General features: G+C 61.4%; 23 protein-coding genes. 14 read left to right on the top strand and 9 right to left on the bottom strand.

Going from position 1 to position 22,301, the window contains the following annotated elements; genetic code table 11:
- The first annotated feature begins 2 nt into the window (after positions 1 to 2).
- The 3 genes from ispG to map are packed head-to-tail and all read left to right on the top strand — an operon-like array spanning position 3 to position 3,932.
- Positions 3 to 1,166 carry a flavodoxin-dependent (E)-4-hydroxy-3-methylbut-2-enyl-diphosphate synthase gene (gene ispG, locus HMPREF2690_RS05265; protein ID WP_070422393.1) on the top strand — a complete coding sequence of 388 codons (1,164 nt, stop codon included), beginning with the start codon at positions 3 to 5 and terminating at the stop codon, positions 1,164 to 1,166.
- A 1-nt stretch (position 1,167) separates the two neighbouring features.
- Entirely contained in the window at positions 1,168 to 2,973 is a 1,806-nt protein-coding gene (locus tag HMPREF2690_RS05260; protein ID WP_070483889.1) for a penicillin-binding transpeptidase domain-containing protein, read from the top strand.
- A gap of 59 nt (positions 2,974 to 3,032) precedes the next feature.
- On the top strand, positions 3,033 to 3,932 hold the full coding sequence (gene map, locus HMPREF2690_RS05255) for a type I methionyl aminopeptidase (protein WP_167594451.1): 900 nt from the start codon (positions 3,033 to 3,035) through the stop codon (positions 3,930 to 3,932).
- Positions 3,933 to 4,076: 144 nt separating this feature from the next.
- Here the strand turns inward: map and HMPREF2690_RS05250 are convergent, their stop codons facing one another.
- The 4 genes from HMPREF2690_RS05250 to HMPREF2690_RS05235 all read right to left on the bottom strand — a co-directional run bounded on the left by HMPREF2690_RS05250 (position 4,077) and on the right by HMPREF2690_RS05235 (position 7,823).
- Positions 4,077 to 4,574, bottom strand: a complete 498-nt coding sequence (locus HMPREF2690_RS05250; RefSeq protein ID WP_070422273.1) for a hypothetical protein — start codon at positions 4,572 to 4,574, stop codon at positions 4,077 to 4,079.
- Positions 4,575 to 4,628: 54 nt separating this feature from the next.
- Positions 4,629 to 5,036, bottom strand: coding sequence for a hypothetical protein (locus tag HMPREF2690_RS05245; protein WP_070820335.1), 408 nt, complete (start codon positions 5,034 to 5,036; stop codon positions 4,629 to 4,631).
- A 322-nt stretch (positions 5,037 to 5,358) separates the two neighbouring features.
- Entirely contained in the window at positions 5,359 to 6,771 is a 1,413-nt protein-coding gene (mtr, locus tag HMPREF2690_RS05240; RefSeq protein WP_070820334.1) for a mycothione reductase, read from the bottom strand.
- A gap of 41 nt (positions 6,772 to 6,812) precedes the next feature.
- On the bottom strand, positions 6,813 to 7,823 hold the full coding sequence (locus HMPREF2690_RS05235) for an alpha/beta hydrolase (protein WP_070820333.1): 1,011 nt from the start codon (positions 7,821 to 7,823) through the stop codon (positions 6,813 to 6,815).
- A 131-nt stretch (positions 7,824 to 7,954) separates the two neighbouring features.
- Between HMPREF2690_RS05235 and mqo the strand changes: the two genes are divergently transcribed.
- Positions 7,955 to 9,451, top strand: a complete 1,497-nt coding sequence (mqo, locus tag HMPREF2690_RS05230; RefSeq protein WP_070820332.1) for a malate dehydrogenase (quinone) — start codon at positions 7,955 to 7,957, stop codon at positions 9,449 to 9,451.
- Between the two features lie 27 nt (positions 9,452 to 9,478).
- Here mqo and HMPREF2690_RS05225 read toward each other — a convergent pair whose 3' ends face one another.
- Positions 9,479 to 10,684 carry a protein adenylyltransferase SelO family protein gene (locus tag HMPREF2690_RS05225; RefSeq protein WP_070820331.1) on the bottom strand — a complete coding sequence of 402 codons (1,206 nt, stop codon included), beginning with the start codon at positions 10,682 to 10,684 and terminating at the stop codon, positions 9,479 to 9,481.
- Positions 10,685 to 10,708: 24 nt separating this feature from the next.
- Here HMPREF2690_RS05225 and cobA point away from each other — a divergent pair, with 24 nt between their 5' ends.
- The 4 genes from cobA to HMPREF2690_RS05205 are packed head-to-tail and all read left to right on the top strand — an operon-like array spanning position 10,709 to position 12,930.
- Positions 10,709 to 11,449, top strand: a complete 741-nt coding sequence (gene cobA, locus HMPREF2690_RS05220) for a uroporphyrinogen-III C-methyltransferase (RefSeq protein ID WP_070820330.1) — start codon at positions 10,709 to 10,711, stop codon at positions 11,447 to 11,449.
- A complete protein-coding gene (locus tag HMPREF2690_RS05215) occupies positions 11,433 to 12,383 on the top strand; it encodes a class I SAM-dependent methyltransferase (RefSeq protein ID WP_070451002.1) in 951 nt (316 codons plus the stop codon). Before cobA ends, HMPREF2690_RS05215 begins: the two co-directional genes overlap by 17 nt.
- A 41-nt stretch (positions 12,384 to 12,424) precedes the next feature.
- Entirely contained in the window at positions 12,425 to 12,676 is a 252-nt protein-coding gene (locus HMPREF2690_RS05210) for a type II toxin-antitoxin system Phd/YefM family antitoxin (RefSeq protein ID WP_070422281.1), read from the top strand.
- Positions 12,676 to 12,930 carry a Txe/YoeB family addiction module toxin gene (locus HMPREF2690_RS05205; protein ID WP_070422282.1) on the top strand — a complete coding sequence of 85 codons (255 nt, stop codon included), beginning with the start codon at positions 12,676 to 12,678 and terminating at the stop codon, positions 12,928 to 12,930. Before HMPREF2690_RS05210 ends, HMPREF2690_RS05205 begins: the two co-directional genes overlap by 1 nt.
- Here HMPREF2690_RS05205 and HMPREF2690_RS05200 read toward each other — a convergent pair.
- A complete protein-coding gene (locus tag HMPREF2690_RS05200) occupies positions 12,927 to 13,655 on the bottom strand; it encodes an NAD-dependent deacylase (protein WP_070820329.1) in 729 nt (242 codons plus the stop codon). The two genes, HMPREF2690_RS05205 and HMPREF2690_RS05200, sit on opposite strands and share 4 nt — an antisense overlap.
- 109 nt (positions 13,656 to 13,764) lie before the next feature.
- On the opposite strand from HMPREF2690_RS05200, the gene gltS reads away from it, so the two are divergent.
- The gene (gene gltS, locus HMPREF2690_RS05195) at positions 13,765 to 14,985 is read left to right on the top strand and encodes a sodium/glutamate symporter (protein WP_070820328.1); all 1,221 of its coding nucleotides are present in this window, start codon (positions 13,765 to 13,767) and stop codon (positions 14,983 to 14,985) included.
- A 3-nt stretch (positions 14,986 to 14,988) separates the two neighbouring features.
- Here the strand turns inward: gltS and HMPREF2690_RS05190 are convergent, their stop codons facing one another.
- Positions 14,989 to 15,711, bottom strand: coding sequence for a DUF1648 domain-containing protein (locus tag HMPREF2690_RS05190; protein ID WP_070820417.1), 723 nt, complete (start codon positions 15,709 to 15,711; stop codon positions 14,989 to 14,991).
- Positions 15,712 to 16,022: 311 nt separating this feature from the next.
- Here HMPREF2690_RS05190 and HMPREF2690_RS05185 point away from each other — a divergent pair, with 311 nt between their 5' ends.
- The gene (locus HMPREF2690_RS05185; protein ID WP_070820327.1) at positions 16,023 to 16,844 is read left to right on the top strand and encodes a hypothetical protein; all 822 of its coding nucleotides are present in this window, start codon (positions 16,023 to 16,025) and stop codon (positions 16,842 to 16,844) included.
- 3 nt (positions 16,845 to 16,847) lie between these two features.
- Here HMPREF2690_RS05185 and HMPREF2690_RS05180 read toward each other — a convergent pair whose 3' ends face one another.
- Complete coding sequence (locus HMPREF2690_RS05180; protein WP_070820326.1) at positions 16,848 to 17,513, bottom strand: YaaA family protein; 666 nt, start codon at positions 17,511 to 17,513, stop codon at positions 16,848 to 16,850.
- 31 nt (positions 17,514 to 17,544) lie between these two features.
- Between HMPREF2690_RS05180 and HMPREF2690_RS05175 the strand changes: the two genes are divergently transcribed.
- A complete protein-coding gene (locus tag HMPREF2690_RS05175) occupies positions 17,545 to 19,332 on the top strand; it encodes a proline--tRNA ligase (RefSeq protein WP_070820416.1) in 1,788 nt (595 codons plus the stop codon).
- 22 nt (positions 19,333 to 19,354) lie between these two features.
- On the opposite strand, the gene HMPREF2690_RS05170 is transcribed toward HMPREF2690_RS05175, so the two are convergent.
- Positions 19,355 to 20,149, bottom strand: a complete 795-nt coding sequence (locus tag HMPREF2690_RS05170) for a DUF4439 domain-containing protein (protein ID WP_246819511.1) — start codon at positions 20,147 to 20,149, stop codon at positions 19,355 to 19,357.
- Between the two features lie 30 nt (positions 20,150 to 20,179).
- Here HMPREF2690_RS05170 and rimP point away from each other — a divergent pair, with 30 nt between their 5' ends.
- From rimP to HMPREF2690_RS05155, 3 genes are all read left to right on the top strand, one after another.
- On the top strand, positions 20,180 to 20,731 hold the full coding sequence (gene rimP, locus HMPREF2690_RS05165) for a ribosome maturation factor RimP (protein WP_070820325.1): 552 nt from the start codon (positions 20,180 to 20,182) through the stop codon (positions 20,729 to 20,731).
- Positions 20,728 to 21,741 (top strand): transcription termination factor NusA, encoded by a 1,014-nt coding sequence (gene nusA / locus HMPREF2690_RS05160; RefSeq protein WP_070820324.1) that lies wholly within the window; start codon positions 20,728 to 20,730, stop codon positions 21,739 to 21,741. The genes rimP and nusA overlap by 4 nt, the downstream gene beginning before the upstream one ends.
- Before the next feature lie 189 nt (positions 21,742 to 21,930).
- Entirely contained in the window at positions 21,931 to 22,254 is a 324-nt protein-coding gene (locus tag HMPREF2690_RS05155; protein ID WP_070451066.1) for a YlxR family protein, read from the top strand.
- Positions 22,255 to 22,301: the final 47 nt, after the last annotated feature.

Below are 22,301 nucleotides of genomic sequence, written 5' to 3'. Positions count from 1 at the left end.
CCATGAGTACCCCCATCGGATTAGGCATCCCTGAAGGTCCGGCACCCACCCTGGCCCCACGTCGTAAGACCCGCCAACTGATGGTTGGAGGTGTCGGTGTTGGCTCCGATCACCCGATCACGGTGCAGTCGATGACCACGACGAAGACGCACGACATCAACGCCACCTTGCAGCAGATTGCGCAGTTGACCACGGCTGGCTGCGACATTGTGCGTGTCGCGTGCCCGAAGACGGTCGATGCGGAAGCGTTGCCAGCAATTGCTGCAAAGTCGCCGATCCCGGTGATCGCCGATATTCACTTCCAGCCGAAGTACATCTTCGCTGCGATCGACGCCGGTTGCGCAGCTGTGCGTGTGAACCCGGGCAACATCAAGGAGTTCGACGGCCGCGTCAAGGAGGTTGCAAAGGCAGCCGGTGACGCAGGCATCCCGATCCGTATCGGCGTCAACGGTGGCTCGCTGGATAAGCGCCTGCTGGAGAAGTACGGCAAGGCCACGCCAGAAGCGCTGGTGGAGTCCGCGATCTACGAGGCTGGCTTGTTCGAAGAGTACGGCTACGGCGATATTGCGATTTCCGTAAAGCACTCGGACCCGGTGCTGATGGTCGAGGCGTACCGCCAGTTGGCAGAGAAGACGGATTACCCGTTGCACCTCGGTGTGACGGAAGCTGGTCCGAAGTTCATGGGCACGATTAAGTCGTCCGTCGCCTTCGGTGCCCTGTTGTCGCAGGGTATCGGCGACACGATTCGTGTGTCTCTTTCCGCTGACCCGGTGGAAGAGATCAAGGTCGGTGACCAGATTCTGCAGTCGATGAACTTGCGTCCGCGCAAGTTAGAGATCGTTTCCTGCCCGTCCTGTGGTCGCGCCCAGGTGGACGTGTACAAGTTGGCCGAAGAGGTCACCGCTGGCCTGGATGGTATGGAGTTCCCGCTGCGTGTGGCCGTCATGGGCTGTGTTGTCAACGGTCCGGGCGAGGCGCGCGACGCTGACCTTGGTGTGGCTTCCGGCAACGGTAAGGGCCAGATCTTTGTCAAGGGCGAGGTTGTGGAGACCGTGCCGGAGTCGAAGATTGTGGAAACGCTGATTGCTCACGCGCTGCGTATTGCTGAGGAGCAGGGCCTCGAGGAGGTCGCTGGCGCCAAGGCTGAGGTCAAGGTCACCCGCTAGTATGCGTCGTGTCGTCGCAGTTGTTGCCGGGGTGGTGCTTGCGTCGTCGATAAGCGCATGCACCCCGCGCCCCAATGATGCTGAGCCAGCAGCGAGTGCGTTTTTGGAGGCGCTGGAGCGTCGCGACGTCGAGTCGTCTGCGATTGACAATCCGACGTCCGCGGCTGATTCCACGAACGCGACCTGGGATGGTTTGCAGGCAGAAGACGTCACGGCGACGCTGAAAGATGTGCGCCAGGAGGAGAATCTAGCCACCGCGACGTACGAGTTGGCGTGGCAATTGCCGCGTGACCGTGAGTTGAAGTACGACGCGCAGATGACGCTGACACAATCTGGCGAGAAGTGGACGGTGCGCTGGCAGCCGTCGGTGTTGCACCCGCGTCTGGGTGCGCACCAGCATTTGGAGCTGCGCGCGATCGCTCCCGCACAGGCGAGTGTCGTGTCCTCTGATGGGGTGGAGTTGTTAAAGCCCGGCATCGCGTATCGGGTGTTGGTGGATACCAACGAGATGCGCACCGCCGGTGCTGCGGCATCTGCGATCAGCGGTGCTCTCGCCCGGGCGCACGAGCAGGACCGTGGCGTGCCGCTCCGCGATGCAGACACGTTGAAGGACGAGCTCGAGCGCGCCTCCGGTGTGTATTCGGTGGCGGTGGTGCCGGCAGCAGCGCGAGATGCTGTTGAAGCAGCGCTTAGCGACGAACCCGGTGTCCGGCTCAACGAAGAAGCCGCCATGGTCAACGCAAAGCCGGGTTTCGCGCCCGACATTATGGCGCGCGTGGGCGAGTTGGTGCGCGATGATCTGGTTGGTGATTCCGGCTGGAGCGTCGACATTGTCAACGAAAATGGTGCGTCGTACGAGGAGATCACCCGTCAGGATCCCGCACCGGCGCCGGCGGTGCACATCAGCTTGGATCACCGCGTCCAGGAAGCCGCTGAGCGTGCGCTCGAACCCGTTGCCGGGCAGCAGGCCATGATTGTGGCCATCAGGCCGTCTACGGGCGGGATTCTGGCTATTGCGCAGACCCCGGCTGCGGATGCGCAAGGCAATCTGGCGACGATGGGCCAGTACCCGCCTGGCTCGACATTTAAGATCATCACCGCAGCGGCGGGGCTTGCACGGCAAGGGCTCACACCAGGCTCGCCGGTGCCGTGTCCGGGCCCGATGAACCTGTATGGGCGCATCGTGACCAACTACGGAGGCTTCAGCCTCGGCACCGTGCCGTTGGAGACGGCGTTTGCGCGTTCGTGCAACACCACGTTTGCGGACATGTCGACGCGTCTCGCCCCAGGTGAGTTGCAGGACGTGGGTAAGCAGTTTGGTCTCGGGGTCGATATGCAGATCCCAGGGGTAGAGACAATCACTGGCTCGATCCCGGTCGGGGAGGAGCCCCTCGACCGCACTGAGGCCGGCTACGGCCAGGGCCTCGACCTTGCCAGCCCTTTCGGCATGGCACTGGTTTCTGCGACGGCCGCGCGTGGGTCATTGCCGGTGCCGTACCTGGTGCAGGGCGAGGAAACGAAACTCAGCGAGGACGTGCAGCCCCTTCCACCGGAAGCGATCGATCAGCTGCGCCAGATCATGGCTGCCGTGACCGGGCCGGGCGGTACCGCAGGCGGCATGAGTGCCGGCGGCGATATTCGCGGCAAAACCGGCGAGGCCGAAATCAACGGTGGGTCCCACTCCTGGTTCACCGGCTACCGCGTGGAAGACGACATCGCGTTTGCAACCCTGGTGGTCCTCGGCGGTGGTTCTGAAGCGGCAGTCGCGCTGACGAACACGATGCTTGCCAACTTGCCGCTGGGGTAGATCAGAAAGCTGGCTAGCTGCCGCAGGGCCAATTTGCTCGCGGTACTACCATGGCCTTTATGAATCCAAGAGGACTACTTACACCAGGTAAACCAACCCCAGTGCGTAAGGTCCCGGACCACATTGAGCGTCCGGAGTACGCCTGGAAAGACGACGTCCAAGAAAACGTCGGCGAACCCGTCATCCAAACGCCCGAGACGATTGAGGCTATGCGCGAGGCATCCAAGATCGCCGCGAACGCCCTTGCCCTTGCCGGTGCGGCGGTTGCGCCGGGCAAAACCACCGATGAGATCGACGGCATTGTGCACGACTACCTGATCGAGCACGGCGCATACCCCTCCACGCTTGGCTACCGAGGCTTTACAAAGTCTTCCTGCGTGTCGCTCAATGAGATTGTGTGCCACGGCATCCCGGATACGACTGTGATCCAGGAGGGCGACATCGTCAATATTGACGTCACCGCATACAAGAACGGTGTGCACGGCGACACCAACGCCACGTTCTTCGCGGGCGAGGTTGCCCAGGAGCACAAGGACCTTGTGAACCGTACCTACCAGGCCATGATGCGCGGCATCAAGGCGGCGAAGCCGGGCCGCGAGATCAACGTCATCGGGCGCGTCATCGAGGCGTACGCGAAGCGTTTCGGCTACAACGTGGTCACCGACTTCACCGGACACGGTGTGGGTACGACGTTCCACAACGGTCTCGTCGTCCTGCACTATGACTCGGATGCATACACGGATGTTCTCGAGCCGGGAATGACGCTGACCGTCGAGCCAATGATCAACTTGGGTGAGTTGCCGTACACCGTGTGGGACGACGGCTGGACGGTACAGAACGTCGATGGTGAGTACACCGCGCAGTTCGAGCACACCATCGTGATCACTGACGATGGCAACGAGATTCTCACGATCCCGGACGCCGATGTAGCAGCAGGCCAGCACATGCTGGGGGAGTAGGCGTCGCACTGGTAGATGCATATGTGCCCCGCAGGGAACGTTCCCTGCGGGGCACACTTTTGTATGCTGCAAGGGCCAGCACCGGCCAAAGCAAAAACCCGCTGCCGGAGCAGCGGGTTTCTATCGTCCTACGACGAAGTTGACTTAGAACTTCGGCAGCTGGATGAAGCCGTTGTAGGAAGCGAAGTTGATGCCAGCGATCACGAGGCCGACGAGAGCACCGATACCAGCGACGATGGTGCCGTCGATCCAGTAGCGTGCCCACTGCGGGACAGCCTCAGGGTTGGTCTTCTTGCCGAAAGCATCGGTCGGGTAGAACGGCCTCTCAGCATCCGGCGTACCATCAACTTCCTGGTTGAAGTACTTGGAGGAACCCTTGCCGTCGAAGAGACCCTTGGTGCCGTCGGAGATGACCTCACCGAAGGACTTGTCGCCCTCCTGCTTGCCGACGAAGATGACCTGCTTGTCACCCTTCTTCTTGTCGTCCTGCTTGGTGTTGTCCTGGCCGTTCTCCTGGCTAGAAGCGTTGGTGTTCGGGGTCGCCGGCTTGTCCGCATCCTGAGCGGAAGCGATAGCGGTGCCGCCAACGAAGACGGTCAGAGCGGTTGCGGAAGCAACTGCAGCGGTGCGGAAGTTACGCATCTTTTTCCTTCTTTCGAAATGTGAGTTGGAAGTGGTTAGCGGAAATCCGCGTTATTAGAACTTGACCGGGCCGTGAACAATGAAGTTGTACAGCGGGCCGACGATGAGGCCGATGACAGCAGAAACAGCGGTGAAGATGGTCAGGCCGTAACCAACCTTGGCGTAGGTCGGCTGTGCGTCGAAGTTGTCCTTCTTACCGAAGATCGCGGTGCCATCGGTGCCGCGCAGGTTGCCGTCCTTGTCACGGAACTCGAGCCACTTGGAGTGGGTGATCTTCTCGGAGGAACCAGGCTTGACGCCGTCCTTGCCGTCCTTGTCTTCGACCGGACGGGACGGTGCGACATAGGTGTTCTCTGCCGCCTTGGTGTCCTCCTCGGTCTGAGCGGTTGCGACTGCGGTGGAGCCGAATGCCACAGCGACGGCGGTTGCGCCGGCGAGGGCTGCCTTACGGAAATTACGCATGAAACGAAATCCTTCTCTGATAGTTCTTGCACGACGTCCGGGTGGAATTCAAAGAAGTCCAGGGGCATTGAGCTCCTAGGACCGATAGCAAGCCTTAGAGGCTCGGTCCCGGTGTCTGCAACGACAATAGCCGATCGTTTCCAGCATCGTGCAAGTTTGGTGTGCGATTTGATGCAAAGATCATCAAAAGGTTGGAGTCTCTGTGTGTCCGCTGGGGATGATTGCGGGTTGATAACAATCGCAACGTGCGCTTTTCGCGTCTTGGGCAGTTGTCCCAGCGCTTTTGATGAACGGCCCCCAAATTAGGGGGTAAAGGATAGGTTTAGACTTCTTTGAAGGTCAGGTCGAGGCCCAGGATCGCGTTTTCCGTCACTTCAGCCAGTGCTGGGTGGATCCAGTACTGGCCGCGAGGGAACTCTCGAAGGTCAAGGTCGTAGGCCATGACGGTGATCATTTGCTGTATCAGGGTGGAAGCCTGTGGGCCCATATAGTGCGCGCCAAGCAGTTTGCCGGTGGTGCGATCCGCTATGAGCTTCACCAGTCCGGTGCTGTCCTCCAGCGCCCAGCCGTATGCAACGTCGCCATAGTTCTGGACCTTGACGGTGACATCGTGGCTGGCCTCGATTGCTTGCTGCTCGGTCAGGCCGACGGTGGCGATCTGCGGGTGGGTGAAGATCGCCGACGGCACGTGGTCGTGCGGCATCGGGACGAGCGCGCCGTTGTCACGCCAGGTGGCAAGGACGTTGTGGGTCACCGCACGCATCTCGGCGTTGGCAACGTGCTTGAGTTGGTAGGGGGAAGAGAGATCACCAAGCGACCACACACCCTCAGCGGTCGTGCGGCCGAACTCGTCGACTTTTACGCGACCGTCGTCATGCGTTTCGATGCCACCCGCTGCAACGTTGAGGGTGTCACTGTTCGGGATGCGACCGGTGGCGATGAGGAGGGCGTCGGAGGTCACCTGGGTGTCGTCGTCAAGCGTGAGCGTCACCTGGCTGCCATCCTCAGTGGCGGATGCGACCGTGTGGCCGATGTGGGTGGTGTAGCGCTGTGTGGCGATCTCGTTGAATGGATCGCGCAGATCCTCGTCGAGCGGACGCAGCAGGGGAGAGCGGCTGATGATGGTTACGTCGGTGCCCAGGGCATCGAAGACGTGAGCAAACTCCATCGCGATAAAGCCGCCGCCAACGATGGTCATCGACTTTGGCAGTTCGTCGAGGCGCATGACGTCCTCGTTGGTGTGATAGGTGACGCCCTTGGCCCACTCGGGGATAAACGGACGCGCACCGGCGGCGAGAATGATCGTGTCTGCGGTAATCGTTTCCTCTACGCCGCCGCGACCCGTCTTTAGGGTCTTCGGCCCGACAAAGGAGGCCTCCATGTCGTAGACGGTGACGTTGTCGCACTCGTTGCGACGGTAGTTTTCGCCGCCCTTGGCGATGAGGTCGATCCGGTTATCAAAGACACGTTCCTTGATGGCATCCCAGTCGGCGCCATGGAACTCAAGATCAACACCGAGTTTGCCGGCCTCGCGTGCAGCAAAGGCATGCTCGGCGGCCAGGACGTACATCTTCGTCGGGATGCAACCCACGTTCAGGCACGTTCCACCGAATTTGCCCTTTTCGACGATAGCGACCTTCTTGTCGTCGAAGTCCGGGGTCAGGATCGAGTTGCCGGAACCGGTGCCCACGATAATGAGGTCGTAGTGGGTGGAATTTGTCGCCACAGCAGACATGCTCGTCTCCTCTATATATATGTATGGATTGGGTTTAGACGTTACTGCGCCCCGGTGAGATCGTCTAGCCACGTAAACGTCGCCTTGAACGCGGACTCGCGGGCATGGCGTTCGGAGAGGAAAACGTCGTGGCGGGCGCCGTCGATAACTCGCACTTGTGAATCTTTCCCAAGTGTCGGGGCCCAACGCTGGATCTGGTCGACATCAAGCACGGTATCGGCCGTGTCGGCAGCGGGGGAGTACTCCTTGCCCAGGTATGAGTGCGAGGAGCACAGGGTCAGCGTTGGCACGCCAGTATCAACGTTGCCCTTGTGGATTTGTTCCTGTCCTTTAAGTACTGCCCGGATCCAGCCGAAGTACTTGCGGTGACCGACCAGCGGTTTCCAGGTGGTGTTGAAGCTCCATTCGCCGTGTTTGCTCTCGTGGATAGAGGTGCCATAGGTGCCCAGCCCGCCGCCCGGCAGTGGGATAGACGGGAGAATGGCTCCAAGCGTGTTCAGTACTGGGCGCAGGAGCTTCACCTGCCAGGTCGGGTACTGCAGGTCCAACCACGGGCTGTTGAGCGCGATTCCTTGAAGCAGTGCATGATCCGCGGGCGATTCTCGTCGTAAATGATCCGCCCACAGCGGAACAATCAACCCTCCAGTGGAGTGTGCGAGCACAACGACCGAGCCATGCTCGCGCGCGATGAGCCGCAGCGCCGTCGTGAGTTCCTCGAAGTAACGACGCATATCCAGCGTGAAGTGGAAGCGCTGGCCCTTCGTGTGCGCGCGGCCACAACGGCGCAGATCCAGCGCGTAAAAGGGGTAACCGCGTTCCACGAACTCGTCGGCAACATGGTTGTGGAAGAAGTAGTCCGACATGCCGTGGACCCACAGCACCGCGGGCTTATTGCTTGTCGACGACCTCACGTCCCGGACCAACACCGCCTCCGGTGCATGTCCCGTGTCGGGGTCCTTATCTAATTGCAGACGCGCATGCTCGTAATTTTTACCGAGCACGTCCGGTTTCCAGGTAAGTGTGTCGAGGGATGCTTCTTCTGTTTGATTCATGGGGCTGATGATACTGACCCGAAAGCGGGTGTGGGCCGTGTCATAATTCGGGCCTATGCACGTTCCGGTGCAGATAGACGTAGAATGTCTGTACTCCAAAAATTGTCGAAACACTATAAGGATGACTACGCATGTCTGACAACGGTGGTAATAAGTACGCGGACGAGGTGGACATCCTGCACGTTGGCGCTGGCATTATGAGCGCCACCCTGTGCTCGATGTTGCACGAACTGGAGCCCGAGTGGAGCCAGGTGATCTTCGAGCGCCTCGATGGTCCCGCCGAGGAATCCTCGTACGCGTTCAACAACGCTGGTACGGGTCACTCCGCTCTCTGCGAACTGAACTACACCCCGGAAAAGAACGGTCGAATCGACGTCTCTAAGGCGATGGCGATCAACGAGAAGTTCCAGGTCGCCCGCCAGTTTTGGTCCCACCAGGTAGAAAACGGTGTGATCAAGGACCCGCGCGCCTTTATCAACCCGGTGCCGCACGTTTCCTTCGCCCAGGGCGAAGACCAGATTGCATACCTGCGTAAGCGCTACGACAAGCTTTCTGCGAACCACATGTTCCCGGAGATGCAGTTCACCGATGACCGCGAGAAGTTCGCTGAGAAGCTGCCGCTGATGGCGCAAGGCCGCGACTTCGACGCTGAGCCGGTCGCAATTTCCTGGACTGATGCCGGCACTGACATCAACTACGGTTCCCTGACCAAGCAGTTCCTGGAGTCCGCTCAGGAAAGCGGCACCAAGATCCGCTACGGCCACGAAGTGCTCAACCTCAAGCGTGAGGGCAACTTCTGGAAGGTCACCGTGAAGAACGTTCGCACCGGTGACAAGCAGGTCGTCCGTGCACGCTTCGTGTTCATCGGCGCTGGCGGCTACGCCCTGGACCTGCTGCGCAAGGCAGGCGTTCCAGAGGTTCACGGCTACGCGGGCTTCCCGATCTCCGGTTTGTGGCTCAAGACCACCAACCCGGAACTCGTCCAGCAGCACAAGGCAAAGGTGTACGGCAAGGCCAAGGTTGGTGCCCCGCCGATGTCCGTTCCGCACCTGGACCTGCGCGTCGTCGATGGCGAAGAGTCCCTGCTCTTCGGCCCATACGGCGGCTGGACCCCGAAGTTCTTGAAGCAAGGCTCCTACCTGGACCTGTTCAAGTCCATCCGTCTGGACAACATCCCGTCCTACCTTGGTGTCGCGGCAACCAATATCGGCCTGGTCAAGTACCTGGTTGAAGAGGTTTTCCGTAACTTCGACGGCAAGATGGACGTGCTGCACGAGTACTACCCGATGGCAGACGGCAAGGACTGGGACGTTGTCGTCGCCGGCCAGCGCGTGCAGGTGATCAAGCCGGCAGCATTCCCGCGTTTCGGCACCTTGGAGTTCGGTACCGCTCTGGTCAACGACCAGAACGGCACCATCGCGGGCATCCTCGGCGCATCCCCGGGCGCGTCGATTACCCCAGCTGCGATGCTCGAGCTGTTGGAGCGTTGCTTCGGTGAGCGCATGATTGAGTGGGCTGACAAGCTCCACGAGATGTTCCCGACGTACGGCAAGTCGCTCAAGCACGACAAGAAGGCGTACGAGGAGCAGTGGGCATGGACTCAGAAGACGCTGAAGCTCGAGGATTAATCCGCTCGCTTCACTGAACTGGCTGCCCTACGTCCCGCAGAAGGTGACGTAGGGCAGTTGTCCTTCCGGCCGGGCCATCCATTCGGGCCCGGCCTGCTCGTTGTACGGGTCGGATACTGCCGCGAGCAGTTCGTTGTACTTCGCGTAATCACCGTGCAACTCAGCGGTGTCTATCGCATCCTGCAGCATGTGGTTGCGCGGGACGAAGATCGGTCCTGGATCGCCGTTGATGCCGTGTTCGCGGTTGTAGGTGGTGATGTCGGTGGCGTTGTTGAGGCCTTCGTGGTCGTCGCCGATCCAACGCTGCCACGCCTCGTCCCAGGTTGGCTGGACTGTTTTGATGTAGGCGTCAACATAATCCTGGCCCAGTAAGGGGTAAAGCGCCTCTGCCAGGCGAGCCATGTTCCAGGCGATGATGCTCGGTTGGTTGCCAAAGGCGTAGCGGCCTTGCCTGTCGATAGATGAAAACGACGCTGCGGCATCGAAGCGCTCAGTGAACGCGCATGGCCCGTAGTCGATCGTTTCGCCTGAGAGTGTCACGTTGTCGGTGTTCATCACCCCGTGGACGAAACCGATGCGCATCCAGTGCGCAACCAGGTCGAAGTGGCGGCGGGTGACGGTTTCGAGCAGGCTGGCTGCATTGTCGAAACCGGCAGCGGTGACGATCTGGCGTACAAGGTCCTCGGACTGCGTTGCCGCGTACTGGACGCTGCCGACACGAAGGTGGCTTTTCGCAACGCGGACCACAACCCCACCCGGCACCGCGCCGTTTTGGCGTATGACCTTTTCTCCGGTGGTCAGCACGGCCAGCGAGCGTGTCGTCGGTACGCCGACCGCGTGCATGAACGTGGAGACGAGATGTTCGCGCAGCATTGGGCCGATTGCGCCCACACCGTCAGAGCCGCGCCGCGAGAACACTGTCAGACCAGATCCTTTGAGTTGGATTTCGTGGCCGGCGATGTTGCCGAGCAGCAACGCGCGGCCGTCGCCAAGCAATGGCACAAACTGACCGAACTGATGGCCCGCATATGCCAATGCGTGCCCGCCCTGGGCGCCGGTGAGACAGGCGAGGCCGTCGCTGCTACGCAACCAAGCGACATCGAGCCCAAGTTCTACTGCGAGAGGCTCGTTGAGGGCAACCATCTGCGGGTTCTCAAAACTTCTGCCTGGTTCAGGGTGGGCGAGCTCGGGCAGGTTCTCGGCGAATGTGTGGTCGAGCTGGGGTCGTGTCATGGTGCCACCCTAGACTGTGTCGCTATGACGATTGGCCACATCACTCTTGTCGGCGGCGGCCCAGGCGCATGGGACCTGCTCACCATCCGAGGTTTGCGCGCGCTGGAGGCAGCGGACGTGATCCTCGCGGACCACCTTGGGCCGGCCGCGGAGCTTGAGGATTTTCTGGATCTGACCGGCAAAGAAGTCGTGGACGTGGCCAAGTTGCCCTACGCGCGCCAGGTCGCGCAGGAGCGTATCAACGAGATGCTGGTGTCCTATGCGCGTGAGGGCAAGCAGGTCGTGCGGCTCAAAGGCGGCGACCCGTACGTGTTCGGTCGCGGCTTTGAGGAGCTGCAGGCATGCGCGGCTGCCGGTCTTGAGTGCTCGGTAATCCCGGGCGTGACGTCCGCGGTGTCCGTTCCTGCGGCGGCAAACGTGCCCGTGACGCAACGCGGGGTGACGCATGCGTTCACCGTGGTGTCGGGACACTTGCCGCCGGAGCATCCCAAGTCGCTCGTGGATTGGTCCGCGCTTGCACAGGTCGGCGGCACCATCGTGGTGGTGATGGGGGTGCGAAACGTGCGTGCGATCGTCGAGAAGCTGCTGGAGGCATCACTCGCGCGGGACACTCCTGCAGCGGTGATCCAGGAAGGCGAAACCGACGCGCAGCGCGTGTTCTTCGCTACCGCGGCCACCCTGCCGGATGTGATGGAGAACAACGATGTGACCTCACCTGCCGTGTACGTGTTTGGGGAGGTCGCAGGCCTTGCGCACACTGGATAGTCTGATTTGGGACACGGCCGATGTTGCTGCGGGAGAGGTCGTCCTCGTGTGCAACGACCCGACACTCGATCTCACCCGCACCGCACTCGCTGCTGGGGCGAAGGTCGTGTTTTTGGACTCCGACTACTCACGCTGCCAGGAAGCAGCGTCGCTCGGTGCGGAGATTGCGGGCGATATGCGTATCGACGACTACCTTGCCGGCTCTTCAGGCACAGCCGTTGCGATTGGGGAGATGCCGAAGTCCCTGGCGCGGCTGGACTACCTGGCACGCTCGATTGCGGGAGCTGGGTTTGCTTCGGCGCGGGTGGTGTTCGGCGCGAACAATAAACACCTGTCTCGTGGCATGAATGTGGTGCTGGGAGAATCGTTCGACCAGGTGGCGGCCTCCCGTGGGCGCGGGAAGTTTCGCTGTCTTGTGGCGTCTGGGCCGCGCGAGGTGTCCTATGAGCCCGTACGCGGCGATGGACTTGTCGCCATCGGAGGCGTGTTCTCAGGGGCGAAGCCCGACCGTGGTGGGGAACTGCTGCGCTCCTGCCTGCCGGCAGAGCCCGGACGACTGTTGGACCTTGGGTGTGGCAACGGCTCTGTCACGCGTGGCTTGGAGGCAGTGGCCACAGACGCTGACGCAGACGCGGTGCTCTCCGCCCGCGCCATCGGGCTGGAAGCGACCTGGGATGACGCCGGCTCACAGTTCCCGGACGGCTCCTTCGACACCATTGCGCTCAACCCACCGTTCCACGACGGGACCACGGTCGACGCAACCCTCGTCCAGCACCTCCTCGACGCCTCCAAGCGACTACTCGCGCCGGGCGGCACGCTCTACCTGGTCCACAATTCGCACCTGCGTTACCGTGGCGAGGTGGAGCAAAGGTTCGGCGCCGTGGAGCAGGTCACCCGCGATAAGACCTTCACGGTCCTGCGTGCTTCACTCTAGAGTGTGGTACCGTATTGCGGTACCACACGGAGGAGGTTGTGATGTCTATCAGTGCATCTGAAGCGCGGCGCACGCTATATCCGCTCATCGAGCGTGTGAACAATGATCGCGATCCCGTTGAAATCGTGTCGCGTCACGGTAATGCAGTATTGATGGCTGCAGATGACTACGCGGCATGGGTTGAGACTGCCTACCTGTTTAAGTCGCCAGAGAATGCTCGACGCCTGACTCAGGCCTACGAGGAAGCACTCAACGGGGCGGTGGCCGAACACGACATCGACCTGGACGCGTAATGCGGCTTGTGTGGACCACCAACGCGTGGGAGGACTACCTGTACTGGCAGGGCAACGACAAGAAAACGCTGAGGCGAGTCAACCAGCTTCTGCGCGACACCTTAAGGGATCCGTTTGAAGGCATAGGGAAACCCGAACCGCTGAAGTACGGAGCTGAAGGGGCGTGGTCGAGGAGGATCACGCAAGAACACCGCTTGGTCTATACGGTCGCTGGGACAGATTTGGTGATTCTCCAAGCCCGGTACCACTACTAACCCAGCAGCTTCGGCAGGGCGTTGGCGGCGGTGTCCTCGATGACCACGTCGGCGATATGCGACAGGTCCGTGCGCATCGGGGTGACCTCAATGATGGGGATTTCGCGCGCGTGCGCCATTAGAGGCAGGCCAGCGGCGGGGTAGACCACGCCAGAAGTGCCGACGATGATCAACGCGTCAGCGGTGCGCATGCGACGCTCCGCCTCCTTCCACTCAGCTTGGGGCAACATCTCGCCGAACCACACCACGCCGGGACGCACCGGCCCGCCACATAACGAGCACTGGGGCGGAGTGATCGTCGGGACAGGCTCCTCGGGCAGTGGGATTGGGTCGGTGTAGGGCTCGTCGCAAAGCGAACAGCGAAACGCGAAGAGCGAGCCGTGCAGGTGGACGACATTGTCGCTGCCAGCACGCTCGTGAAGGTTGTCGATGTTTTGCGTGGTTACCGTCGTCTTCGGCGATTGCGCGATGGCGAGATGTCCTGCATTCGGCTCGGCGCGCTGGGCGAGTTGGGCGCGCCAGAGGTACCAGGCGAGCATTGTGTCCGGGTCGGTGTGCCAGGCGCCGATAGACGCCATGGCCTGTGGGTCCACGTTCTCCCACAACCCGGTTTGTGCGTCGCGATAGGTCACAAGGCCACTGTCGGCGCTCATGCCGGCGCCGGTGAAGACCTCGATACGGCTGGCGTCGGCGAGTAGTGCGCGGGCGTTGTCGATTGTGGTCATGGTTTAAACGCTACCGGGAGAAGCAAAGGAGCGTGTTCTTTGTCACAAACCGTGTGTGCGCTTTAGACTCTTCGAGATCGACAGACATCTAACAGAGAGGTGGCCGCCGATGGCGATTGAATTCAACATGATCCAAACCATCGGCTTCGCCGTGCTCCTGCTCGTCGTTGGACGCTGGCTGCGCAACAACGTGGCGTTCTTTGAGCGCTTCGCCATCCCAGCGCCGGTGATCGGCGGGTTCCTTTTCGCCCTGTTCAACCTGGTGTTCAAACTCACCGGTTGGGTGGACATCACCTTCGACACCACCCTGCAGGGCTTCTTCATGACGATGTTCTTCACCACCGTCGGCTTCGGCGCCAGTGTCGCGCTTCTTGGCAAAGCCGGCAAAATGGTCACCCGCTTCCTTCTCGTCGCCTCTGTGCTGGTGGTGCTACAGAACCTTCTTGCGGTGCTGCTCGCGCCGATTGTGGACATCCCGTCCGCGCTCGCGCTGATGACCGGATCCGTTTCCATGACCGGCGGCCACGGTGTTTCCGGTGGTATGGCCCCGCTCGTGGAGGCGCAGGGCGTGGAGCGCGCAGAAACCGTCGCCTACACCGCAGCAACGTTCGGCCTGCTGATGGGCTCCCTCATAGGCGGGCCTGTCGGCGACCGTCTGATCAAACGCAACCGCCTCCAATCCAGTGGCACCCGTAATGTCGACGTGGACGATAATTTGCTCACTGCGTATCGACGAGACCTGCGCAGCGACCAGGTCATGCAAGCCTTCATCGTCATCCTCATCGCGATGTTTATCGGCACCTACATCACCGACGGCATCAACTGGATCATTAGCCAGTTCACCGACAAAGCCGCCTTCCCGAACTACCTGGGTGCCATGCTCGTTGGCATTCTGTTCCGTTACATCTCAGACACGCGCAACCAGCGCCAGTACCACGAGTTTGTGCCCACACAAGAGGTGGAGATCATCGGCAGTGTTGCGCTCGCACTTTTCCTCGCGCAAGCACTGATGACGATCAAACTTTGGGAACTGGCAGACCTTGCCATCCCGCTTGTCATTTTGCTCATCGCCCAGACCGTGCTGATGCTCCTCTTCGCCCGCTTTGTCACATTCCGAGCGATGGGCAGCGACTATGACGCCGCCGTCCTGTCCGCCGGCCACTGCGGTTTTGGCATGGGCGCAACCCCCAACGGTGTGGCCAACATGGAGTCGGTGGTGCAGAAGTACTCGCCGTCGCGCCTAGCGTTTTTCGTTTTGCCAATCGTCGGTGGGATGTTCATCGACTTCGTCAACATCCTCGTGGTGACGGTGTTTCTCAACGTGCTGTAGCCGTTAGAGAAACACAAACAGGAGACCGACAATCAGGACTGCGACGACGCTTGTCGCCACACGCCACAGGTAACGCTTGCCCGGCGCGTGTGCCGTATTGACCGAGATCTTGCTCGGGTTCTGCGGCAACACCGCGGCGAGCATTGGGTCGTTGGGCTCCTTGTAGGTGCCCATGCCGCCCTGCATCCGTAGCAGGTGGTTGCGTTTTTGCTCGGCTTCGTCGGGCTCGATGCCGTCCTTGGCCGTGGTCATGCGGATTGCGATGACGACGACGTAGACGGTGAAGGCGATCCACAGTGCGATCTCCAGCCAGAACGGCAGCGAGATGTCCGGCAGCATCATCGAGACGTTGGTCAGCGCGAACAAGACCGCCATAGCGAGGATGGTCTTCGACATGAAATCGGCTGTGGCATCGCAAAGCTTCTCGACGCGCGCCGCCGCCGTCTCCGAAAACGGCAACGCGTTGTCCTCCGGTACGTCCGCGGTCACTCGGGCGAGGGTTTTCGGCGGCAGGCACGCCAGCATCGATATGGAGATGACGATGCCGATTGTGATCAAGAACGTCGCGTGAAGCAGGGTTTTCGGTTCGAATCCGTCCGCGTCGCCGTTGACGTTGAAATGGACCGGCACCGGGTCGGGGATCGCATCCCAGCGCAGGAGGATATACGCGAACGCGGCTGCGTAGGCCAGGGCAGCGAGGGCATAGCGACGGTAATGGGCAGGCATGTAGGCGATCTTAGACACAGCCCAAAAGACGATATCGTCTTTTGTGCCGGCGATGGAGCCGCGACCTGGGGTTTTAGATCCGCGCAAATGCTAAAAGATGATATCGTCTTTTAGGCTGTGGATAACCGGCGCGAAAGTATCCGGAGTTACCCGAAGTTATCCACAAAAACGGGCGGGGTCTTCCGCCGACACGGGATCTCTGCAATCGTTGTGGCATGGATATGGGGAGGCAACGGGAGATCCTGAGCAAGGTGATCGACCGTAGAGATACACAAGCAGGTAGGACAGTCGCGTTGTCGGCAAGGCATGCGATGCTACAGGCCGACTTTCACGCGTTGGCGTTTTACGAAAAGCGCTGGGTGCAGGCGGTTGCAGCAGGTCAGGCAGCGAGGAAGGCGGCGCTCGCCGGCAGGTCTGCGGCGCGTGTGCTGGGGATGTGGCTGGTGACCACGGACTCAAACGAACCTGTAGAGCTTGTGCTGCCCAGTGGCAAGGCGCCGTCGAGGAAACAATGGCCAGCAAACACCGTCTACCACGAAGCGCGTAACCGCGTGGCCGTGATCAAGCACTTTGACACATTGCGCGTTACCGACGAGCTGACCACCGCGTTCGAGATCGCTCTGCGCCACGGGTTCAGGGAGGGGCTGGTGGCGATGGACTGGGTGCTCAAACACCACACCGATCGTGCGACCGTGGAGGCGGAGGTTGACAAGCTCGGCCGGGTCAAGGGGATCGGGGTGTTGCGGAAAGTGCTGCGGTACGCGGTGGGTAACTCGCGGTCGCCGTTCGAGTCGTACGCACGCGCGGTGCTGATCGAGCGGGTGGCTGACGGTTGGATCGTCAACGGCATGTTCGCCGGCTACGAGGTAGATCTTCGCCTCGGGGCGCTGATCCTGGAGATCGACGGGGACTACAAATACGACGGAGTGACCTTCAAGAAAACCGACGAGACGCTGCGACAAGAGCGCAAGCGGGAGAAACATCTGCTCAAACGTGGTGTGTATCTGCTCAGGGCGTCGCCGCATGATCTGTTGTTTAAGGAAGACGAGTTTGTCGACGACGCCCGCGCCCTGCTCGCCCTCGCCCAGGCGCGGGAAGCAGCCAACGGGGCAGTACACACCCAGGCAGCGTGACACCTACACACGCATGGTCAACAGCGTGCCGTCAACGGCGACGTCGAAGCCCGCAGCCACGGACAGGTCCACGACCTCCGAAGCAGACGACGCGTCGTGTGGCGCCAGTACCCGGGCCAGCTCGCCCTTGTACTTCTTGTTGAAGTGGCTGACCACCTTGCCGGTATCAGCCTGCTCCACACGGATGGTCAGCGCGCCGGGGACAGGGCCGAGGTTCTGGTAGGCGCCGGAGCGCATGTCGATGACAAAGCCGCAGTCTGCAAGAGCATCGGTCACGGCAGATCCCCACCAGGCGCGCAACGTCTTGCCGCCCAGTTTCATCCCGGCAGACAGGCGGTAGCGGGGGATGAGGTCGCCTGCCCGAACCACGCCGAACAGCGCGGAGCCAACGGCAAGGCGCGATAGCGCATCGGCGGGCAACGTGGAGGCATCGAGCGAGTCGTACAGCACACCCGTGTAGCGCTCGATGGGCGGCATCACCGGTGCCGAGCGCAACGTGAGGTTCTCCTCCGCCTCTGCCTGCTTGGAGGCGGGGGCGTCGACGAGGGTGTGGGTGAGTTCGTCGAGAAGCGAATTGCGAATGGGATCCAACGACGGAAACGACAACGCCATCGCAGCGTCGGTGCCGCCGGGCGCTTTGGTTTCGGAAGGAGGGAGGACGATCAGCATGACGAACAAGCTACCGGGTAAACTGCCCCGCATGATTACTCGCCTGTCCACGCTGTTCCTGCGCACTCTGCGCGAAGACCCGGCCGACGCTGAAGTGCCGAGCCACAAACTCCTTGTCCGTGCTGGTTACGTCCGCCGTGCCGCGCCGGGCGTGTACTCCTGGCTGCCGCTTGGTTTGCGTGCGCTGCGCAAGATCGAGGGTGTGGTGCGCGAGGAGATGGACGCAATGGGTGGCCAGGAACTGCTGTTTCCGGCACTGCTGCCGCGCGAGCCCTACGAGGCGACGAACCGCTGGACCGAATACGGCGATGACCTGTTCCGTCTGAAGGACCGTAAGGGTGCGGACATGCTGCTCGGCCCGACGCATGAGGAGATGTTCACTACGGCGGTGAAGGACCTGTACTCGTCGTACAAGGATTTCCCGGTCACGCTGTACCAGATTCAGACGAAGTACCGCGACGAGGCACGTCCGCGCGCGGGCATCCTTCGCGGGCGTGAGTTTGTGATGAAGGATTCCTACTCCTTCGACATGTCGGACGAGGGTCTGGATGAGTCGTATGCAAACCACCGTGCGACCTACCAGCGCATCTTCGACCGTGTGGGACTGAAGTACGAGATCTGCCAGGCCACCTCCGGTGCCATGGGTGGCTCCGCATCCGAGGAGTTCCTCGCGTACTCCGACAACGGCGAGGACACTTTTGTCGTTTCCACCGCGGGCGATTATGCAGCCAACGTTGAGGCTGTGACCACGGTTGCTCCGGAAGCCCGTGCGGTCGAAGGGCTGCCTGAGGCTGTCGAGCACGACACCCCGAATTCCGAGACCATCGCAGCACTCGTTAAGTGGGCGCAGAGCGCAGGAGTGCTTATCGACGACCGCCCTGCCGAAGCCTCCGACACCCTCAAGTGCATGATGATCAAGGTCAACGATCCGCGCGCCGTGGATGAGGACGGCAAGCCGGTCGGCCCACAGTTGGTCGGCGTGCTCATCCCGGGTGACCGCGAACTGGACGAGAAGCGCCTGGAATCATCGCTCGAGCCGGCGACCTTCGAGTTGGCTAGCGACGAGGACTTTGCCAAGAGTGATTTCCTGGTCAAGGGCTACGTTGGCCCGCGTGCGCTCCAGGCCAACGGTGTGCGTGTCCTCGCGGACCCGCGTGTGGTTGACGGCTCCGCGTGGATCACCGGTGCGGACGCTCCGCAGAAGCACGTCGTCGGACTGGTCGCTGGTCGCGACTTCACCGTCGACGGCTACATCGAGGCCGCCGAGATCAAGGAAGGCGACCCGTCGCCGTCCGGCAACGGCACCGTGAAACTCGCCCGCGGCATCGAGCTTGGCCACATCTTCCAGCTGGGCCGCAAGTACACCGAAGCCATGGACGTGCAGATCCTGGACGAAAACGGCAAGCGTGCCGTGCCGACCATGGGTTCCTACGGCATCGGTATCTCTCGCATGCTCGCTGTGGTGGCGGAGCAGCGCCACGACGACAAGGGCCTGGTCTGGCCGGTGGAGATCGCCCCGTACCAGGTGCATGTGGCTGTGGCGAACAAGGACGCTGCTGCGCTCGAGGCAGGCGACCGCATCGCTGCAGAACTCTCCGACGCCGGGCTCGAGGTGCTTTTCGACGACCGCCCGAAGGTCTCCCCAGGCGTCAAGTTCAAGGATGCGGAACTGCTCGGCATGCCGTTCATCGTGATCCTGGGCCGCGCATTCGCAGACGGCATCGTCGAGCTGCGTATCCGCGGTGGTGAGACTCTCGAAGTCCCTGCCGACGAGATCGTGGCGAAGGTCCAGGAGCTGGTCGCAGAGCGCCGCGGCTAGGCGATAAATCTGGGTGTGAAGGCTAGGCCCGCTGGGCGTGGGCGGCGAGTTGGATTGCCGCCTTGCGCCACTGCTTGGTCTCTGCGTGAGCGGCGGCGTAGCGCCACTGTTTGACAAGGTCACCGTGCATCGTTTCGACGAGCGCGGTGGCCTCTTGCGTTGTCTGGGGGTCGTTGTAGCCGTCCGCGAGGGTGTATCCGGCGGCGGGAACTAACGATTGGCCGTCTGTGTCGCCGAGCAGTTCCGTAAGCGCCTCGGTGCGTTCGTGGGATGCCTCGCGCAGTTCGCTAATGCGGGTGCGCAAAGCCTCGTCGGCATGGGCGAGCGCGAGGCCGAGGCCGTAATACATCGCGTTTTCGCGGGCGAGGAGGTCGGCGGCGGATTGGGTCGCGGCGTCGTCGTCAAGCGGGCCCTCGAGAGTGATCTCGACTGGAGTGAGCGCAAGCGCATCGATGGCTTGGGCTACTACGAGGTCAACCGAATCGTCAGGCACCTTGTCGGCGGCGGTGACGGTGTGCTCCAAAAGGGCTGCGCCGTCCGCGGCTGCCGGAAGGTCGGTGTCGCCATACCCGACGTTGCAGGACTGCGGGGTCTGTCCAGTTTCGTCCGTGCCGCACAGGCGCAGTGCTTCGTCTTGAAGCTGCTCGCTCTGGAACTTGCGCAGTTCCGCCCACTCGGGGTGCTCCCCGAACACCCAATCAGCGGAGGCTTGCTTGGCCAGCGACATGATCTCGCCGTTGGCGCGAGGGCCGACAACATCCATCACTGTGCAACTGGTCAGGAGCAGTACAGCTGGCAAAACAAGCAGTTTCTTCACCCGCTGCACGTTACACGCTAGGTTTGACGCATGGCATTTCCCACAAATAACGAACTTGAACAATTGGTCGCCCCTGTCGTGAAGGCGTACGCGATGGACATTGAGAACATTCGCACCGTCAAGGCGGGGAAGAAATCGCAGGTCGTTATTGCGCTCGACTCGGATACGCACCCGACGCTGGATGAGTTGGAGGAAGTGTCCAATGAGCTATCAACGCTTTTCGACGACCTCGAGCAGCGCGGGGAAGTCAACTTCGGCGCCGGATACACGCTTGAACTGACCACCCCTGGTGTGGATATGCCGCTGACGCAGCCGCGACACTTCCGTCGCAACCAGGGCCGTCTGATTAAGGCGGGTGAGCAGAAGTGGCGCATCGCCGCACTGGATGAGGCGCAGGAGCATGTTGCGCTGGTGCGTTCGTCGAAAAAGGGCGATGAGGTGCGAATTGCACCGGTTTCAGAAATTGCTGGTGCAGTGGTAGAAATTGAGTTCAACGCGCCGCCAGCAGCAGAAGTTGAGCTGGCGGATCAGACGTTTGCAGAGCTCGAAGCCGCAGCGGCGGCACAGGAAGGAAACAAGTGAATATCGACTTGAACGCGCTGAAAACCATCGAAGAGCAGCAAGGCATTTCGATGGAGGATCTGCTGACCACCATCGCAAACGCGTTGCTGTTTTCATACCGCGAGTTCAAGGAGGAAAGCGGTACGGAGCGTTCCAAGGCGCGTGTGGACATTGACACCGAAACGGGCGACGTTGCCGTTATCGTCAGCGAGCTCGACGCCGAAGGCGAAGTCATCTCCGAATACGACGACACGCCGGTGAACTTCTCCCGAATTGGTTCCGTCGCCGTGCGTGACGCGATCAAGGGCCGTCTGCGCCAAGCGGAGGCTGGCCGCGTTTACGGCGAGTACGCCGAACTCGAGGGCCAGATTGTCTCTGGGCTGATCCAGCGCGATGCCCACGCAGAGGCGCGCGGCATCAGCATCGTCCAGCTCGGTACGGAGGCAGACCCGCAGGACGGCATCCTGCTGCCGGCAGAGAAGATCCCGGGCGAAGTGTTGCGCCACGGCGATCGCATCAAGGCTTACGTGGTGGGTGTGAACAAGGGCGACAAGCGCGTGCAGGTCAACCTGTCGCGCACGCACCCCGAGTTGGTTCGAGGCCTGTTCGCACTCGAGGTGCCGGAGGTAGCCGACGGTTCGGTAGAGATTGTCAGCATCGCGCGCGAGGCAGGCCACCGCTCCAAGGTTGCGGTGCGTGCAACCGTCAAGGGTGTCAACGCCAAGGGCGCGTGCATCGGGCCTCGAGGAGCGCGCGTGACCAACATCATGCAGCAGCTCGGCGGCGAGAAGATCGACATCATCGATTGGGATGCGGACCCGGCGAAGTACGTCGGTAACTCCCTGGCCCCCTCGAAAGTGGTGGATGTCACGGTGCTCGATGCGGATATGCAAGCGGCTCGTGTGACGGTGCCGGACTACCAGCTCTCCTTGGCTATCGGCAAGGAAGGCCAAAACGCCCGCCTGGCCGCCCGCCTGACCGGCTGGAAGATCGACATCCGCTCCGACGCTGATATCGCCGACGACGAATAAGGTCTTTGCCAACGTTTATGAAACCCGCAGGAAGTACAGATTCTGCGGGTTTTCGCGTACAGTGTTTAACGGCTTTGCGTCCGCACGTTGGGTGCGGCGGCCCACCACGCACACGAGTGCGCCGGTGTGAGACATAACGGCACAGTGTTAGACGGCAGATAGGTTGCGGGAAGGATGCGAATGAGCGGAATGCGTAAGCACCCCATCCGCACACGTACCTGTATTGCTACCCGAAAAACTCACCCCGACGTCGAACTGTTGCGCGTGGTCGCCGATCCGGACGTGCCGGGGAAGATCCTCGCCGACCCGGACCGGAAACTGCCTGGTCGGGGAGCATGGATTACCCCGTCGTTGGACGCAGTCGAGCTGGCGGAACAACGCCGAGCCTTTGGGCGAGCGCTCCGTCTGTCTGCGAAAGTAGACCTAGGTCATGTACGTACGTACCTCGCCTCGTCGCAAAGCAGAAGCGCCGAGGCGGTCGACCCAGAGAATGAAGGAAAGACCGAACACTGATGAGTACGCAACCATGAAGCAGCATCAGCGATGAAAGTCACTGACCA

It is taken from the genome of Corynebacterium sp. HMSC034E11, from assembly GCF_001835905.1.
Classification (GTDB): domain Bacteria; phylum Actinomycetota; class Actinomycetes; order Mycobacteriales; family Mycobacteriaceae; genus Corynebacterium; species Corynebacterium coyleae.
Note: the sequence above shows the minus strand (reverse complement) of the source record. Positions and strands in the feature narration are given on the sequence as shown.